This is a genomic window from Streptococcus sanguinis (assembly GCF_900635155.1).
GTDB lineage: Bacteria > Bacillota > Bacilli > Lactobacillales > Streptococcaceae > Streptococcus > Streptococcus sanguinis_G.
The window spans coordinates 854841-872822 of the sequence record NZ_LR134002.1 but is presented as its reverse complement, the minus strand read 5'-3'; the positions used below and the strand labels follow the sequence as shown (position 1 = coordinate 872822).

Sequence of the window (17982 nt, the reverse complement as noted above, 5' to 3'; positions counted from 1 at the left end):
TTATTTTCCAACTCACAAAAAAGAGTGACCCCTGCCACTCCTTTTTGAAATCTATACCTCCACCTATCTATCCAATTTTATCACCTTATCATAGCGCTTCAAGTCCTCCTCGCTATAGTGATGAATCACTTCTACAAGTGCTTGTGGGAGAGAGAAGAGAAGCTGGCTGATTTTCTCTTGATTTCTAAGATCCAGATTGGCCTTGACCTCATCAGCCAGGATAAATTGGCGATTGTGATAGAGCGCGCGGGCAATTTCTAGCCGCTGCTTCTCACCGCCTGACAGAGTTTGATTGCTGGGTGTTTTGCCTTTAAGAGATTTCAAACCAGTTTGCTGTAGGATTTCTTCCATCCTTACAGAATCCAGTTCTTGCCCCAGCGCGATATTTTCCTCTAGAGTCAAACCATCAAAGACATGACTAGACTGGAGAATGTAGGCCCCCGCCTGATAGATTTCATCCGAGCTTAGCTCTTGTCCATGGTAGCGAATCCGACCTTGACTAGGCTTGATTTCTCCATAGATGAGGTTCAGTAAGGTTGTTTTCCCAGACCCACTTTCCCCGATAATGGCAATCGTTTCCCCTTCCTCAATGCTAAGGTCACAAGGAGCTAGGATTTTTCGACCATCACGCTCTACGCTGACTTGCTCTAGCTGGATAGGAAAGACGGAACTTTCAAGAGCTGAAGGTATTATCAACTCCTCTCCCAGCATGTTTTGATATTTATCACAAAGAGACTTAGCTGATTTCCTGGTATTGATAAAGTAGGATAGCTCCTGAAATTGGTAGCCGATATTATACGATACTAGGTAAATCCCAACAAAGCTGGCTGCAGATAGGTAGTTATAATAGGTCATGAAACCACCAATGACAATTGGCGCAACCGAGCAAAAGGCATCAATCCCATTGATAAAGAGACTGTTTAGCGTCCGTTGCTTTTCATAGGCGATTTCTTGCTCTAAAGCCTTGTGTAAATCCTTGGAAAATAATTTGTAAAACAAACTTTGTGCCCCATAATGTCTTATGGGACGGGCTCCCGCAATCATATTGGTCACTTGAGAGACATAGCCTTGGTTAGCCATAGACTTCTGCTTAGTAATCGCATCCAAGCGCTTGGAACCTATACTACTACAAAGGACAGGTATCGAATAAAAAACGATAAAGAGCAAGCCTAGAAAAAAATTAGTCCAGAGTGCATAACAGATGGAGACAGTTGTAAATCCCAAAGAAGAAATGATAATGACAGTCGGCTCAATATAGTTATCTTCTAGCTGTTTCACATCATTTTCCAGGTCGGACAAAACCTCGTCATCCGCTATCCGACGGCTATATAAGAAAGTCTGAAAGATAGCCTGCTTAATCCCTGACTTGAAGTCTGTCAGCACTCGTGCATAATAATAGCGTTTCCCCGCCAAACCCAGCAAGAGAATAAAATTCCCCACAATCCCCCAAATCAAAACCTGCCACAGCAACTGCAACTGGTGATTGGTAAAACTAGAGACAATATACTGAATCAAAGCTGGAGTAATAACAGCCTCCAGCCAAGTAATCATAATCGCCACGAAATAGAAGAATAAATACTTTTTAGTTACATAAGCTCTAAGCATAGCGTATAAACCTCCTGAAGTTATTTACCAACTTAGATAGTCGTTTTTTCTAGACAGGGATATAATAGGAGCCTGAATATTTGAATGAAACCATTAAACGCAGGGCCACTTTATAATCTTTCAGAGAAATATTTAAATGACTAGTTCTAAACATATCAATTTACTTTTATTTTTTATTCAAAAATATATTCAACATATCTGCATAGCTAACAAAGGGAGCTGGAAATACTAGTCCAGAATAAAATAGCATTATGGTATTAAATAAATTCAATAAGACGGATACTCGTTTAAAGCGTTCTGTTAACTTAATTGCCAGGGTATATAAGACAAAAAATACAGCATAATTAAGTATTAACATCAAAATCAAATCCACTAAATGGAATGAGGGCATAAAAAATTTTCCATAAAAAAACATATGCGATAGAATGATTGAAATCAAAAAAATGAGCGTCGACCAAATAAAATAGGTTGTTGATCTAGCAATATAAATCATCATTGGTGTCCGTCTAGTTGTTTTGATATTTGTATATTGATTAGTGCGAATTTCAAATTCTAACTCCTCATTAGCAAGTAATATCACATTAGTTATGGAATAATAAATAAAAAAATAGAGTAGATTTATCGGTTTATCACTATTGAAAATAATAATGATTCCTGTAATAAAAATCATGGAATAAATCACTTCGCAAATACTATCAAACGTGTATCGAACTCTATAATTAAAATATCTTCTTAATTCACTAAACATGGAAAAGGCTCCCTCTTTTTTTAGCAATGTTCAATAAAGTGAAAAATAGGAAAGTTCCAGCTGACCAATATACTGCACAATAAACTATAATAAAAAAGATACTCTGGTAGGACGGAGAAATAATAAAATTTCTCAAGGCATAGTAAGGGAAAAGCTTTCCTATAAAGCCAAATAAACCACCTAGCGGTGTTAGTATGCCAGTAAAATACAGCATGAAATAAGAAATTAACGATGTAATACTAGAAGTACGATTAAAAATGAAGCAAAGGCTTGATAGGCAAAAGCCCAAACCATACATGCTAATAATAGTTAGCATACATGCAGCGAGACTCGCAACTAACTTTAAGATACTATCCGGAAAATCAATATCATTTAACGTGAATAGAACGATAAATATAGGTATGGCTTTAACTAAATCCACCAATATCTGAACAATAATTTTAAACATTAAAACATGAAAAACACTCTTACTACTCTGGATTACACTTATCAAAGTTCTATCATAAAGGTCATCCTCAATAAAAAAAGTTGGGTGCGTTATACTATGACTCGTAAAATACCAAGTAAATAATAAACATAACAATAAAAATTTACTTTGTGTATTTTTAAAATATTGAAGATAAGCTGAAACCATTATCAAAATTCCAAAATTTGAAAAAAATAAATTAAATTTAAACTGCATCATCTCTTGCAGTTGTCTCTTCAACTCCCTTCTTATTTCTTTAATCATCATTGATAACCTCATACAATATTTCTTCGATGCTTTCCTCAACTTCTTCAAAAAATATCATCTCAAAATTATTAAAGATATTATTTTTTAACTGACTATCTTTTACTTCAACAATCAACCTTTCGTTTTCTACTTGATAAGATAAATCAGGAAACAGCCTCTCAAAAGCATCTTTCTCAGAATCTGAAATACCAATTCTATATTTAATCCACCTAGTATTTTTCCCAAAGATTTCTGAGAAACTACCTTGCTGTATTATTTTCCCTCTACTCATGATACAAATTCTTGTTGATATTTCTTTTGCAAAATAGATATCATGAGTCGTCATGAGAACAATGGTTCCTTTTTCTTGACTGAGAGTTAGTAATAATTTCGCAAACTGCTTTTTGGCAATGACATCCAGACCATTAGTTGGCTCATCTAAACACAATACTTTTGGCTTACAAAGTAACGCAATAATCAAAGACAATTTTTGTCTCGTTCCTTGTGACAATTCGGACACCAATACATCAACATAAGGATGGAAAGCTAGTTTATTAAATAAATCCTCCAATTCTTCCTTAATCTGACTACGCGAACTTTTATTCAAATGTAAAAAGTAATCAATATTTTGATTTGCCGTCAGGTATTCATAGTAGCCTCTACCGCTTTCTAGTACGAGCTTGACATTGTTATGAATATCTTTCGAAGTGTTCTTACTGCCAAAAACAAATACATCGCCTGCATCTTGTAACATTAAGCCAGAGATAATTTTTATGAAAGTTGATTTACCTGCACCATTGGTGCCCACTATAGAAACAATCTCTCCAGAATGCAATTCAAAGCTAGGAATGTCCAATACAACTTTACCACGAAAATTTTTCTTTAGATTGCTTATAATAATTTCATTCATACTCGCATTAACCTATTTCGATTACTAATACTTTGAACTGCCAAAAATTTAAAAACAAGGATTTTTAAATTACTTTCACTAAGACGTTCCTACGTTTTCACCAGCAATCCTACACACTCAGCGGTTCGGACTTACCGTATCATTTCGTCGGTTTTCCTCCTCATTCTACGAGTCCTATCCCATGGGCAGAACATCTGCTTCTACTTCGCTGATGCCTCAGCTCGTACAAGCAGTGATACTGCCTCAACATGGTGCGTTTGCGGAAATAAGTCCACCGGCTGGACTTTCTTCAACTCATATCCTAATTCTTGATAGAGTTTGATATCACGCGCCATGGTTGCGACATTGCAGGAGATATAAGTGATTTTCTTAGGCTCCATGCTGACGCTGGCTTTGATGAAGCTCTCCGTCAGGCCTTTTCGTGGTGGATCGACTAGGATAACATCCGCTTGGATGCCCTCTTTAAGCCAGTTTTGAATGGCTTCTTCAGCAGGAGCGCAGACATAGCTGGCGTTGGTAATGCCGTTGATTTCCGCATTCTTTTGGCTATTTTCGACAGCTTCAAGGATCACTTCCACACCATAGACCTGCTTGACCTGCTTGGCAACTGATAGACCGATAGTCCCGATGCCAGAGTAGGCATCAAGCACCATATCATCAGAGGTAAGCTCGGAAAAGTCAATGGCTGTCTGATAGAGCTTTTCTGCCATCTCGGTATTGACTTGGTAAAAAGCTGGTCCAGAGATTTGGAAGTTATTTCCCAGCATCTGGTCGGTAATGTAGTCTTGACCATAAAGCGTTCGCCAGTCTTTTCCAAAAATCGCATTGCCCGGCTGGTCGTTGATATTCTGCATAATGGACTTAATAGCTGGGAAAGCCTCTGTCAAGCGATCCATCAGCTGCTCTACTCGGAATATTTTAGGACGGGTTGTCACCAGGATTATCATGATTTCCCCTGAATAATGGCCACGGCGAACAACTAGATTGCGAATGAGTCCAGTCTTTTCTTGCTCATCGTAAGGTTTGAGGTCAAAACGACGCAGCAAATCACGTGTAAAGAGGATAACTTGGTCAATGACTGGATCCTGAATATAAAAATCTTCAATCGGCAGGAGGTCATGGGAATTTTTACGGAAAAATCCTATTTCCAGCTGGCCATTGACACGGCGGACAGGCACTTGAGCCTTATTACGGTAGCCCAGCGGCTGCTCCATACCAAGTGTCGGCGGCACCTCTACATCGGACAAACCAGCAATCTTATAGAGGCTGTCCTTGACCTGCTTGCGTTTGAAGTCCAGCTGGGCTGGATAGTTCAGATGTCCCAAGTCAGCAATCCCCGTACGAAGATAGGCCAAATCAAGATTTTCATTGCGCTGGTCTGAAGTACGAAGAAATTCCTCCACCTTGCCAAAGCCAATTTTTTTATTGACTTTGAGCACACGCATGCGAATGAGCTCACCCGGCAGGGCATTTTCCACAAAGAAGACCAGGCCTTCTGCCTTGGCCACTCCTGCTCCCTCATGGCTCAGATCCACGATTTCAACTTCAATCATATCATTCTTTTTTAACATATTTTTCTCTTTCTGCTTTATCGCTCTGCCATTTCCCAAAAGAAAAGGCAGGACATCGTCCTACCTTTCATTATATCATATATCTTATCTGAGCCCCATTTGCTGCAGTCTTTCTTTATAGGCTTCAAAGTCAATCAAGAGTCCTTGGCCACCGTACATGTCATAGGTATCCACCCAGTCGCCATTTTCCGGAATCGTCAGGCGCTCAACCCCATTGCGGGAATCTCCTGCCATAGAGAGACCATTGGTCAAAAGGAAGCTGTAAGGCACATTGGTCGAAGTCAAGGCAAAGACCTTACCAAGAGCTTCTGACCCGGTAAAGAGCTTAGTTGGATCTTTGACCTGCTGGAAAACAGCTGTCAAAACTTCCTGCTGACGGCGGGTCCGGCCAAAGTCACCCTCGTCATCCTTACGGAAGCGAGCGTAGTTGAGCAAGGTCCGACCGTCCATCTGCTGCTGACCGACCTTGATGGTTTGGTTGGGTACCACTCCGTCTTTCATATTCAGGTCATCTGGTACTTCAACTTCTGTCACTTTCTCTCCATCAATGGTTGAGAACTGAGCATTCATGCTGACACCATTTGGGAAAAGGGTGTCAATAGCTGTCGCAAAGGTCTGGAAATCTACCAGTGCATAATATTTGATGTCCAAATCAAAATTATCTTTGAGCATCTGGCGGACATAGTCTGCACCGCGGTTGTGGTTTTGCTCCCCAATCGTGTAGGCAGAATTGAGCTTTTGGTCATAGTAATCTGCTTGCGACGGATCCGTGTACTCATTGCTGACACCATCAATGTGAATAAGGGTATCACGCATAAAGCTGACCAATTTCACCTTATGGTCCTTATTACCAACATTCAAGACCATAATGGAGTCGGTCCGTGTCTCAGTCGAGTCATCACCAACTCGGCCGTCCGTCCCAAGAATGAGGATATTCACTCCGTCCTTAGTATCCTTGCCGTCAAAGAATTCCGTTTCTGCTGGTTTAGAATTGCCATTGTGTGCTGTCGTCAAGCCTTTGATAAACATGAAAATCATGCCCCCCAAGACCATAAGCAGGAAAATCCCTGCCCAAAGCAGAATTCGTTTCAAGCAGATTTTTTTGCGGGGTTTCTTGAGCTTGTCTTGTCCCAGGCCAGCTCCTGCCAGAGCTTCCGGCGCCTTTTTTTGCCTTCTGCTGCGAGAAGAACGCTCAGGGTACTTGGGCAAGAGACCAGAAGAATCCATTTCCACAGGCTCTTGCTCATAGGCGTCGCTAACTGTATGCGGCTGCTCGTCATGTTCCGGCACACTGGCTGAACTGCCAATCCCCTTGGACTTCTGACGCAGATAGTCAAATTCTTTCTTTTCTTTATCGTTTAGATAATAATAATTTTTATAGAGATAATCTAAGCGGAGCTGTTCATGATGGCTAAGATTTTCTGGTTTCTTCATCTCTTCTCCAATCTACTGCTACTTGTCCTGAATCAGAAACACACTGTAGCTACCAAAAATTTTATAAGTAATTCCAAGACTTGTCAACTCTTGATAGGCAAAATCCGCCAATTTTTTCTGCTCGTTGTCAATGTCAATAATGAAGAAATACTCTCCCAGAGCCGTTTTTAGAGGCCGGCTCTCAATCTTGGTCAAGTCAATCCCACGCCAAGCGAAGGTTGACAAAGCCTTATAGAGAGCACCTGGCAAATTGTCCGGCAAGGTCAAAGCCAGTGTCTGCTTGTCTCCTGTCTTGGTCAGTTGAAGCTCTGGCACCTCATGGCCCAGAATCCAGAAGCGGGTATAATTTTCTTCCATTTCCTGAATGTCGCTGGCCGCTACTTTGAGCCCGTATTCTGCTGCAGCCGTGCGCGGGGCAATAGCCGCAAAATTCTTTTCAGGATGCTCTGCTACAAAACGAGCTGCATAGGCCGTACTAGCTGTCACCTCAATGGCAGCCTGCGGATAATGCTGGCGGATGTATTTCTTTCCTTGGGCAATAGCCTGCGGGTGAGAAAATATCTTCTCAATTGGCTTTTCTAAATCAGTCACTAAAAGCTGCTGCTTGATGGGCTGAACGATTTCTGCCACTGCCTGAATGTCTGCTTGATGAAAGAGATAGTCCAGCGTCTCATGGACACTGCCCTCAATGGAATTTTCCACCGGAACAACCGAGTAATCCACTTCTCTAGCCTCATAAGCCTTCATGACCTCGGTGATATTCTGATAGGGCACCAAGTTCTCGTTGGGAAAGGCAGCTTGGGCTACATGGTGAGAAAAGGAGCCTCTAGGACCTAAAAATGCTATTTTCATTGAATTTCCTCAATAATTTCCTGCGGGCTTTTGAGCCTCGTATCAACAATCTGGGTCGCCACTTCCTCATACCAGGCCTGACGCTGCTCAAAAATCTGCTGCAAGTCTGATTTGCTCTGGTTTAAGAACAAGGGTCTCTCCTGCTCTGCATCCTGCCGGATTCGCTGATAGAGCGTTTCAAAATCTGCTTTCAGGTAGATATTATCAGCATTCTGAGTCAGTAATTTGCGATTTTCAGGGCTGACGACTACACCGCCGCCAGTTGAAACCACCAAGTCCGTATCAATCAACTCAGCCAAGAGCTGGGCTTCAGCAGCCCGGAAGGCCGCTTCACCATGCTGATCAAAATAGTCCTTGATTGACATGCCTAGCCGCTGGCAGAGCAGTTCATCCATATCGACAAAGTCTTGGGCTAAGCCTCTAGCCACTGTGGATTTTCCGGCTCCCATAAAGCCCAGCAATATCTTAGCCATGCATCAAGCCCTCCAAGTCGCTGAAGAAGCTTGGATAGCTGGTCTTAATGGCTTCAGACCGCTCAAGTTCTACCTGACCGCTTTTGGCCAACAAAGCAGCAATTGCCGTCATCATCCCGATGCGATGGTCACCAAAGGTATTGACTTGGGCACCATGAAGAGGTGTTTTCCCTTCGATAATCATGCCGTCTTCCGTCGGGGTAATAGCTGCGCCCATGCTATTGAGAGCGTCTGCTACAACCTGGATACGGTCGGTTTCCTTGACTTTGAGCTCCTCTGCATCACGAATAACAGTCCGTCCCTGAGCCTGAGTCGCAAGAAGCGCAATAATCGGCAACTCATCAATCAAGCGTGGGATAATCTCGCCGCCAATCTCCGTTCCCTTAAGCTCAGAAGTCTCAACGGTGATGGTTGCAGACTTGGCTACTGGATCAACATCCGACAGCTTCATCCGTCCGCCCATGGCCTCTATCACTTCTAGAATTCCTGTACGAGTTTCATTGATGCCGACATTCTCTAAAACAATCTTAGAGTCCGGCACAATCAATCCAGCCACCAGCCAGAAGGCCGCGCTGGAAATGTCTCCCGGAACCGTTACTTCCTGAGCAGTGAATTCCTGACCACCTTGAATGCGAATTTCCTTGCCCTCAACCTCAATCTGCCCGCCAAACTGGGCAATCATATCTTCTGTATGATTACGAGTGATTTCCTTTTCAATAATAATCGACTCTCCCTGAGCCTGCAAGGCAGCAAAAATCAAGGCCGACTTAACCTGAGCAGAAGCCACTGGCAGCTGGTAATTGATAGGCTGCAGTTCCCTGCTACCCTTCATCTTGAGCGGTGGTAAATCACGCTCAGTCCGACCAGCAATCTCGACTCCCATCTGCCGCAGAGGAATGGTCACCCGATCCATAGGTCGCTTGGATAGACTGTCGTCACCGAACATTTCTGCCTCAAAATCCTGACCAGCCAAAACACCAGAAATCAAACGGATAGACGTTCCAGAATTACCCATATCCAGCTTATTTTTCGGTGCTTGCAGACCTTCAAATCCTGCGCCATGAATCTTGACTAGATTTCCATCGTCCTCAATCTGCACGCCTAAGTCACGAAAAACCTGCATGGTAGACAGCACATCTTCTCCTCGCAGAATGTCACGAACAGTAGTGACCCCCTTGGCCAAACTACCAAAAATAATGGAACGGTGGCTGATAGATTTATCTCCAGGTACGCGGATATGACCCTTCAGGCCTTTTACATTGGTTGATAATTTCATAGGTGACCTCGTACTTTCCTTTGTTGCTTCTTATTTTATCATAAAAAGACCAGAAATTCTTAAAATTTCTGGAATCCTAGCTGAAGCAAAAAGAATCCGAGTATTCAGCCCAGATTCTTCTTTTTTTTAGTTTACTTAAGCAAATCTTGTACCGGATCAAAGATAATACGCTCAATGTCCGCCAGATAGATGGACAGTTGCTGCTGCTTATTGAAGAATTCAGAAAGAGCAGCATTGCCCTGAATCTTCTCACCAAAGGAAGTCATCTTGTCCTGCACCTCCTGGGTCGGTACCTGACCAGTCTGAGCCAGCTGTTGCAACTCCTGCTGGAAAGCCAGATAATCCGCAAAAATAGCCTTCGCTTCGCTATCAGCATCCACTGCTTTCTTACTTTCTGCGACGGCCTTGTACTCAGGTAAATCACGCAGATTTCTGCTCAGTTCATTGGCTAAATCATAAATATTTGACATAGAGTTCTCCAATCTATATTAGTCTTCGGACACTAGGTAATCCGTATTTTCTCTTACTATTGTAGCAGATTTTTCCAAATCTTGGCGACTTTTAAAGGTGATTTGCAGAACACCGTTGATATCTTCGCGGTTTTCCTCGTTAATCCGGATGTTGACGACAGAAATTCCGCGCAGGAGTTCCAAAATACCCAATATCGCATCTTCTTCGTCAGGCACTTCAATAAAGAGGTCATAAAAGCTATCTACACCAGCACGTTTATGAATTTCCATCTGCTTGCGGCTTTGCCGTCCTCGGTCGAAAAATTCCCAGATAGCTGTCTCATCCTTAGCCTCAATCGCCGCAGCTACCTTGTCTAACTGGTTTTTAAAGTCTTCCAGCCGCTCCAAAATGGCTTCGGGATTTGTCAAGAGGATAGAGGTCCACATACCTGGCTCACTCTCCGCAATCCGTGTCATATCTCGAAAACCACCAGCTGCAAAAGACTGGGTCAGCTCATGCTCTTGGCTATAAGCTGCCGCTTGCTCCATAAGGCTGGAGGCTAGGATATGCGGAAAATGACTGATTTGACTAGTCACTCGGTCGTGCTCGGCTGCGTTCACCTGGATAAAGCGGGCATGAAGACCACTCAGCAAGTCTTTCATTTCCTCAAGCGTACCAGGCTTGGTCAGGCTAGAGGGGGTGAAGATATAATAGGCGTTTTCAAAGAGAGTAACATGGGCGGCCTTGGCTCCGGTCTTGTGACTTCCGGCCATGGGATGAGCACCAACAAAGCGGACGGGCTTATTCTGCAGATACTTTTCTGCTGCTGCCACAATCTCAGCCTTGGTCGATCCAGCATCAGAGATGATAACATTTTCCTTCAGGTCCAGCTCCGCTAGATCCTTGATAAATGCTATGGTCTGCTTGATAGGCACAGCCAGAATAATCACGTCAGCCAATGGAGCAAAGGCCACAAAATCATCCGTCACTCGGTCAACCATTCCACGCTCTAATGAAACTCTACGCGATTCCTCACCGCGGTTGTAGCCGAGAACTTCATACTCAGGGTGATCACGCTTGATGCCCAGAGCCAAAGAAGCTCCAATCAGTCCCAGACCTGCGATATAGACCGTTTTTCTCTCCATGCCCTCTCCTCTCTTCTAAAAGTTCTTGACAAATTCCTGGTGGCGGGCTACCGCATCCTTTAGTTCTTCCAGATTGTCCGAAGAGAACTTCTCCAGAACTTCGGTAGCTAAAACTGTGGCCACCACGCTTTCCATGACAACACCCGCCGCTGGCAGAGCCGTAGGATCGCTCCGTTCCACTGTCGCCTTATAAGGCTCGTGGGTCTCAATATCCACGCTCATCAGTGGCTTGTAAAGAGTTGGAATAGGCTTCATAACACCGCGAACCACGATTGGCTGACCATTAGTCATACCGCCCTCAAAGCCGCCTAGATTATTGGTCCTGCGAGTGAAGCCATCTTCCTCAGACCAGAGGATTTCATCCATTACTTGACTGCCCTTGAGACGACCGGCTTCAAAGCCCACGCCAAACTCAACTCCCTTGAAAGCATTGATGGACACAACTCCCTGAGCAAGCTTGGCATCCAGCTTCTTGTCCCATTGGACATAGGAGCCCAGACCAACCGGCACACCGCCAACGACAGTCTCAATGACACCACCGATGGTATCCCCGTCTTTCTTAATCTGATCAATGTAGGCCTTGATTTCTTCTTCGCGCTCGGGATTGACAATGGAAACCTCTGACTGTGCAGCTCTATCCTTGATTTCTGCTACAGTTAGATTATCTGGTACATCGATATCGATACCGCCAAAGGTCACGATATGACTGGCTACCTCTACACCGATTTCTTCCAGCAAACGCTTGGCTACTGCTCCGACTGCCACACGCATAGTCGTTTCGCGCGCAGAAGAGCGCTCAAGAGAATTTCGCAAATCGTCAAAGCGGTATTTCATACCACCAACCAAGTCCGCATGGCCAGGGCGTGGTTTGGTAATCTTGCGCAGCCCTTTTTTCTTTTCATCCACATCCGCCGCACTCATAATCTCCAGCCACTTCTGGTGATCCAGATTTGTAACATTGAGGGTAATCGGACCGCCCATAGTCAAGCCATGCCGAACCCCAGAGGTAATCTCAACTTGGTCGCTTTCAATCTTCATACGGGCACCGCGGCCGTATCCACCCTGACGGCGCTTGAGCTCAGCATTGATATAGTCAGCGGTCAAAGGAAGACCAGCCGGCACTCCCTCAATAATAGCTGTCAAACGTGGTCCGTGAGATTCTCCTGCTGTTAAATATCTCATACATTTTCTCCTATTTCTGGGATGGAAAGATATGGACAGCCTGTCTATTTTTATCCAAACTGTCCAATCGTCTTAAACTCCATCTGGCACTTATTTCTTCAGAAATTCTTTCATCTCTTCCAGCGGAATCTGGTGAATACTAGCCGACCCTAGCTCGGGCACCAGTACTAGCTTGATAGAGTTGCCTCGAGCTTTCTTATCATGGGTCAGAGCCTGATAGAGAGCATTCTCATTCCAAGGCTGGTAATCCACCGGCAAGCCAAACTTCTGACACATACGGATGATATCTTCTGCAATCCCAGCCGGCATGAGGCCTTTCTTTTCAGCAACACTAGAAACCTGTACCATGCCAATCGCCACAGCTTCACCGTGCATGACTTTTCCGTAGCCTGCTGTCGCTTCGATAGCGTGCCCAATAGTATGGCCGAAATTCAGATAGAGGCGAACGCCATTATCCAGCTCGTCCTCGACCACAATCTTACGCTTGACATCGCAGGAATGATAGATGATGCTCTCCGCATGTTCCAAAATCGACTCTGGACTGCCATCCATTTCTGACAGCTCATCCCAGAGTTCCTTATCCTCAATCAAGCCGTACTTGACCACCTCGCCCATACCTTCAATCAGTTCACGCTGGCCCAAGGTATGCAAGACTTCTGGGTCAATCAGAACTCCGTCAGGCTGGGTAAAAGTCCCGACCATATTCTTAGCCCAAGGCGTATTGACACCTGTCTTACCGCCGATAGAGGAGTCCACTTGAGCTGTCAGACTGGTAGGAATCTGCACGAAATGAACGCCCCGCATGTAGGTAGAAGCAACAAATCCTGCCAAATCACCAACAACGCCGCCACCCAAGGCCACGATACCATCACTGCGAGTCAGACCAACCTTGACCAAAAACTCATAGACTTTGTTGACTGTCTTTAAGTTCTTGCTGGCTTCCCCCTCCAAAAAGTCAAAGACAAAAGTCTCAAACCCAGCCGCTTCCAAGCTCAGCTTGACCTTTTCCGCATAGAGTCGAGCCACTCGATTGTCCGTGACGATAACTACCTTCTGAGGCTGCCAAAGCTGACTCAGCCAACTTCCAGCCTGAGATAAAGACCCTTTTTCGATGAGAATATCATAGGGATGATGCGGGAGATTCACATTCAGTTTCATAAGCGCCTCCTTATTTGTATAACTCTTCTAAACACTGCCAAATTTCCTGACTGGGCATAGTTTTGCCAGTCCAAAGCTCAAAGGCTTCTGCTCCCTGATAGAGCAGCATACCAAGTCCATTGATTGCTGTGACATTTTGATTTCTGGCCCATTTGAGAAAGGGCGTTTCAAAAGGTTGGTAGATAACATCTGCAACTAAAATCTGGCTAGGCAGTTCAAGCTGTTCAGGCAGGGGCATGCTGATGCCATCCATACCTAGACTAGTCCCATTGACCAGAAGGTCTGATTGGTTGATTGTATTCTGTAAGCTATCCGCATCCTCTAAGGTTAGTACTTGGATACGACTCTTGGTTTGGTGGCTGATAGCTGCCATCTTTCTGACAGTCTTCTCATAGGAAGCTTGCCGAGTAAAGACGAAAATTTCCTCTGCATTGTCCAAAGCTGCTTGAGCAATAATAGCTGTCGCTGCTCCACCTGCTCCCAAAATCGTCATTTTTTTGCCCTGAATAGCAAAAGAAGGCAAGCTCTTAAAAAATCCCTTGCCATCTGTGTTATAACCAACTAAAATTCCATTTTTATTCACAACCGTATTGACTGCTCCGATAAGGCGGGCGCTGACATCAAGCTCGTCCAGATAAGGTATCACCTCCTGCTTATAGGGCATGGAAAGATTGACACCAAACATATCGTATCTGCGGATATTTTCTATACTGGCCTGCAGATCCTTCACTTCCACTTCCCAAGCTAGATAGACACCATTGACACCAGTCTTTTCAAAAGCCATATTGTGAATAAGAGGAGAAATACTGTGCTTAATTGGCTTGGCAACCACAGCAGCCATGCGGGTGTGGCCATTAATTCTCATTCAAAATCTCCTGGATTCTCTTCATATTGCTCAGAGAAATCTGACCAGGTGCTGACGCCATTTCCTGACTGGCAAATGACCAGCTGGAACCTGTCAAATCAGCCGCAATGCGTGAAATTTTACCAATTTTTCCCATGGAAATGGTGACAAAATCCTGCTCAGGATTTAAAGTCTTGAAACCGCGAGTATAGTTCATCAAGTCCAGCACATCCTGCTCATTGCGAGCCATGACAGAAACCTTTACCACCTTAGGGGTCAGAGAAGTAAGCTCAGACAGGATTTCCATCATATTTTCAGGCGTCTCCTCAAAGTTATGGTAGCTCAGCACCAAATTAGGAAAATCAAGCATTTCTTCAAATTTCTCCTTGTGAGAGAAATATTCAAAATCGATATAATCCGGCTGGTAAAAACCGGCTACTTCCTTGATGAGAGCTACATATTCATCATCGGACAGTTCGATTTCTCCGCCTTCCTGACGGGTCCGCAAGGTGAAAATCAATTCACGTCCGGCAAATTTTTCAAAAATAGCTGGCGCAACATTTAAAATGTCATCCTTGGCCAGAAAATCTGCCCGCCATTCAATAATATCCGCATCTTCGTAGCGTGATACATCAATTTCTTGAGCTTCTTCTAAACTCTTGGGCATTACAGAAACGACTAATTTCATTGGTCCACCTTTATTGTAAATACCTTGAGGTAATTACTGCTCCCGTCTTTTTTATTATAGACAAAGTCTGCTGGCAGGCCATACTCCGCAAGATAGCGGTGCTTTCTGCCGGCAAAACCTTTTTCAATTTCTTGTTTAAACTTACTTTTGGAAAAATTGGCTGCATTGGTACTTAAAATCATGATTCCCTGAGGATTCAAGATTTCCAGAGCTTGTGCAACCAAACGATGATAATCTTTAGCAACTGAGAATGTTCGCTTTTTATTTCTAGCAAAGCTGGGCGGATCTATCACAATGACATCAAAGCTTAGATCGTGGCGCTTAGCGTATTTGAAATAATCAAAGACATCCATCACCTGAAAGCGATGCTGATCCAATGTCAGACCATTGGCCAGAAAATGAGCTTCTGACAGCTCACGGCTGCGCTTGGCCAAATCAACTGATACTGTCTGACTGGCACCGCCCATGGCTGCTGCCACTGAAAAGGCAGCTGTATAGGAAAACATATTGAGTAAACTTTTACCAGCAGCCAGACCATCTACCAGACTGGCACGCACATCGTGCTGATCCAGAAAGATACCGGTCATGAGACCGTCATTCAGAAAAACCTGATAGCGAACTCCGTTCTCCAAGACTGTGAAAGTTTCTGGTGCTTCCGCTCCGCAGAGATGAGCCGATTCGTAATCCAAACCCTTGAAACGAATCTTTTCATAAGCCCCCTGAATCTCTGGGAAAACCTTAGCGAAGGCTGTCAGAATCTGCTCCTTGATAGCAAAGACAAAGTCATTGTACCAAGAAAAAAGCGCAAAGCCATTGTAGAAATCCACCGTGAAGCCACCGAAGCCATCCCCCTCTTGATTAAAGAGTCGAAAGGCTGTCGTATCAGACGAATGGAAATAGGTAGATCGTCTGCTCTTAGCCTGCTCAAAGAGAGTTTGAAAAAAATCCGAGTTCAGCTCTACCTTCTTCTGGGAAATCAGCCAGCCTACTCCCTTATTCTGCGGAGAGAGATAAGCTGTTCCTAAGAACTTTCCCTGACGGTTTTGCAGCTCCACACATTGATTCTGAAGAGAAAGAGCGCCAAAATCCTTTTTATCTAATAAAAGAATGCCCTTTCTCAGTTTTTCTTCTGCCTGTTGAGTAACAGTAAGTTTATTCATAAATTATATTATACCAAAGATTGTGAAAATTCTCAAAACATATTTTACATTTGAGTTAATAAAAGATTTCACAAACGAGAACAAAACGACTATAAACCTCTCCATAGAGGGGATAAGGCTTTTATAGAAATATTACAATTTCGCCGATTTAAAATATCTCAAATGCGGCTCAAATTTTCCTTAACTGGAGAAATTATGTTTTACTTAGAGGAGAAAATTTTTAGGAAATAAGACAAGGAAGGCAGAGAGGTATATTACCACAAAAAACCTCTCAGAACTATCTTCAAGATTTCTGAGAGGTTGTTCATTCATTCAGTAATATTCCAAATAGTATCTGAAATTATTTCTCCTTCAGACTGTCATTCAAACCATCCCGAATAGGGTCAAGGAAGTAATCTAAGATACTTCGATTATCTGTTTTTATTTCAAGTATTCCTGATAGACCTGAAACTAAGTCAATTCCTTTGTGCAAATGCTTCTTGTCAATCGCAACTTGGACTATATATACCATCCCTTTTCCTTTAACTTGAAAAGCAGTCGGGCTGATATAAGTCACTTTAGCAGGAATGGTTCCATAGTCTGAATAAGGATAGGCCTGTAATTTAACAACAGCCTTCATACCTTTTTGAATATCTGTTATATCCTTATCAGATACCTGAGCTTCAAATATCAGTTCTGAATCACTAGGGACGAGCCTTGCTACTGGATTTTCTGCACTAACTGTCTGTCCAATATGACTGACGATTAAACTTGCAATCTGATCAGTCGAAGGCGCCTTAATCGTTAGATACTCTAAAATATACTGTTGCTGAATCAATTCTGCCTCGGTCTTACGTTTATTCTCCGTTAAAGCAGCCATTTTTTGTGCAAGGCCGGTATCATCATGATGTAACTTGTATACTCTTTTCCCATTATTAACTCCTATTCTTCTATAACTGTTTCGCTAAAATAATATTTTTCTGACCGTTCTACCGATAATGTTAAAAAATATTTATCTTGTTTGTCATATTTTGGATATCCCCGAAATTCTAATAATGTCTTGCTTCCTTTGGGCAAATTAATGTAGCTGTTGATGTTTTCATTCGTAATCTCATAGCGGATGCTGTAATCACCTGTGACCGGACTTTCCGTAATAGCGTCTAAATCTAGAGACTTCAAATACTGATAATCAATAGGTAGTTGAGTAAAAAGAAATCTAACATTCTCTAAACTAGAATCCAGAACTTGACCATCTGTAGTTTGGAATCCATTCTTATCACTATAAGTCACAGTTGAAGTCATTATTATTTCATCATTATATGGTTGAATTCTTACTTTCGTGTAATCTCCGATAATCTGTTTGGTAGTATGATCACCCCTCAGTTTAAACTCGTGAAAAAATGTTTTATTGTTAGTCAGCTCTTGTCTTATATATACAATCCTGAACCCCTTGGGAAACTTCTTAAACAAATCCTCCGCCTTGGCTGTCGGATAAACCTCTGAGATTCTTGAGAATCGCTCTTCATACTCCTGTCTTTTAGCGTTTTTCATGATGGAACACCCCGCTAATATAGTTCCTGCAAGAAATAGGATTGCTAATGCACATAGTTTTTTCATCTTTTTCTTCCTTTCCATTTATTCTCCAACACTTTCACCCATCATCTGCTAAATATGCTGGAATGAGCGAGATTTTCATAGCCTTCTTCATCATCTCCCCTTTAAATAGACAGCATGCATTTATACTATAACAATAACTAGTAATAAAACTCTGCGCCAACGACTTTTGATATATCAA

18 protein-coding genes are annotated in these 17982 nt (G+C 43.1%); all 18 read right to left on the bottom strand.

Going from position 1 to position 17982, the window contains the following annotated elements:
• Window positions 1-63: 63 nt before the first annotated feature.
• The 18 genes from ELZ47_RS04475 to ELZ47_RS04390 all read right to left on the bottom strand — a co-directional run bounded on the left by ELZ47_RS04475 (window position 64) and on the right by ELZ47_RS04390 (window position 17822).
• Window positions 64-1605: an ATP-binding cassette domain-containing protein gene (locus ELZ47_RS04475; RefSeq protein WP_126435388.1), complete on the bottom strand. Its 1542-nt coding sequence runs from the start codon at window positions 1603-1605 to the stop codon at window positions 64-66.
• 166 nt (window positions 1606-1771) lie between these two features.
• Window positions 1772-2353: a hypothetical protein gene (locus tag ELZ47_RS11950; RefSeq protein ID WP_126435385.1), complete on the bottom strand. Its 582-nt coding sequence runs from the start codon at window positions 2351-2353 to the stop codon at window positions 1772-1774.
• Window positions 2346-3086, bottom strand: coding sequence for an ABC transporter permease (locus ELZ47_RS04465; RefSeq protein WP_061589121.1), 741 nt, complete (start codon window positions 3084-3086; stop codon window positions 2346-2348). Before ELZ47_RS04465 ends, ELZ47_RS11950 begins: the two co-directional genes overlap by 8 nt.
• Window positions 3076-3975, bottom strand: a complete 900-nt coding sequence (locus tag ELZ47_RS04460; protein ID WP_126435383.1) for an ABC transporter ATP-binding protein — start codon at window positions 3973-3975, stop codon at window positions 3076-3078. Before ELZ47_RS04460 ends, ELZ47_RS04465 begins: the two co-directional genes overlap by 11 nt.
• 200 nt (window positions 3976-4175) lie before the next feature.
• The gene (gene rlmD / locus ELZ47_RS04455) at window positions 4176-5546 is read right to left on the bottom strand and encodes a 23S rRNA (uracil(1939)-C(5))-methyltransferase RlmD (protein WP_126435381.1); all 1371 of its coding nucleotides are present in this window, start codon (window positions 5544-5546) and stop codon (window positions 4176-4178) included.
• A gap of 84 nt (window positions 5547-5630) precedes the next feature.
• Window positions 5631-6980, bottom strand: coding sequence for an LCP family protein (locus tag ELZ47_RS04450; RefSeq protein ID WP_126435380.1), 1350 nt, complete (start codon window positions 6978-6980; stop codon window positions 5631-5633).
• 18 nt (window positions 6981-6998) lie between these two features.
• A complete protein-coding gene (gene pheA, locus ELZ47_RS04445; protein ID WP_126435378.1) occupies window positions 6999-7832 on the bottom strand; it encodes a prephenate dehydratase in 834 nt (277 codons plus the stop codon).
• Window positions 7829-8305 carry a shikimate kinase gene (locus tag ELZ47_RS04440; protein WP_126435376.1) on the bottom strand — a complete coding sequence of 159 codons (477 nt, stop codon included), beginning with the start codon at window positions 8303-8305 and terminating at the stop codon, window positions 7829-7831. Before ELZ47_RS04440 ends, pheA begins: the two co-directional genes overlap by 4 nt.
• On the bottom strand, window positions 8298-9581 hold the full coding sequence (gene aroA / locus ELZ47_RS04435; RefSeq protein WP_126435375.1) for a 3-phosphoshikimate 1-carboxyvinyltransferase: 1284 nt from the start codon (window positions 9579-9581) through the stop codon (window positions 8298-8300). The genes ELZ47_RS04440 and aroA overlap by 8 nt, the downstream gene beginning before the upstream one ends.
• 131 nt (window positions 9582-9712) lie before the next feature.
• Window positions 9713-10051 carry a YlbF/YmcA family competence regulator gene (locus ELZ47_RS04430; RefSeq protein WP_126435373.1) on the bottom strand — a complete coding sequence of 113 codons (339 nt, stop codon included), beginning with the start codon at window positions 10049-10051 and terminating at the stop codon, window positions 9713-9715.
• An 18-nt stretch (window positions 10052-10069) separates the two neighbouring features.
• The gene (locus ELZ47_RS04425; RefSeq protein WP_126435371.1) at window positions 10070-11176 is read right to left on the bottom strand and encodes a prephenate dehydrogenase; all 1107 of its coding nucleotides are present in this window, start codon (window positions 11174-11176) and stop codon (window positions 10070-10072) included.
• A gap of 15 nt (window positions 11177-11191) precedes the next feature.
• Window positions 11192-12358 (bottom strand): chorismate synthase, encoded by a 1167-nt coding sequence (aroC, locus tag ELZ47_RS04420; protein ID WP_126435369.1) that lies wholly within the window; start codon window positions 12356-12358, stop codon window positions 11192-11194.
• 90 nt (window positions 12359-12448) lie between these two features.
• Window positions 12449-13516 (bottom strand): 3-dehydroquinate synthase, encoded by a 1068-nt coding sequence (gene aroB / locus ELZ47_RS04415; protein ID WP_126435368.1) that lies wholly within the window; start codon window positions 13514-13516, stop codon window positions 12449-12451.
• A gap of 10 nt (window positions 13517-13526) precedes the next feature.
• Complete coding sequence (locus tag ELZ47_RS04410; protein ID WP_126435366.1) at window positions 13527-14381, bottom strand: shikimate dehydrogenase; 855 nt, start codon at window positions 14379-14381, stop codon at window positions 13527-13529.
• Complete coding sequence (gene aroD, locus ELZ47_RS04405; RefSeq protein WP_126435364.1) at window positions 14371-15048, bottom strand: type I 3-dehydroquinate dehydratase; 678 nt, start codon at window positions 15046-15048, stop codon at window positions 14371-14373. Before aroD ends, ELZ47_RS04410 begins: the two co-directional genes overlap by 11 nt.
• Window positions 15045-16208, bottom strand: a complete 1164-nt coding sequence (locus tag ELZ47_RS04400; RefSeq protein WP_126435362.1) for a class I SAM-dependent rRNA methyltransferase — start codon at window positions 16206-16208, stop codon at window positions 15045-15047. Before ELZ47_RS04400 ends, aroD begins: the two co-directional genes overlap by 4 nt.
• 340 nt (window positions 16209-16548) lie before the next feature.
• The gene (locus ELZ47_RS04395) at window positions 16549-17067 is read right to left on the bottom strand and encodes an HlyD family efflux transporter periplasmic adaptor subunit (protein WP_002918766.1); all 519 of its coding nucleotides are present in this window, start codon (window positions 17065-17067) and stop codon (window positions 16549-16551) included.
• Between the two features lie 62 nt (window positions 17068-17129).
• Window positions 17130-17822, bottom strand: coding sequence for a Csa1 family protein (locus ELZ47_RS04390; protein WP_002918765.1), 693 nt, complete (start codon window positions 17820-17822; stop codon window positions 17130-17132).
• Window positions 17823-17982: the final 160 nt, after the last annotated feature.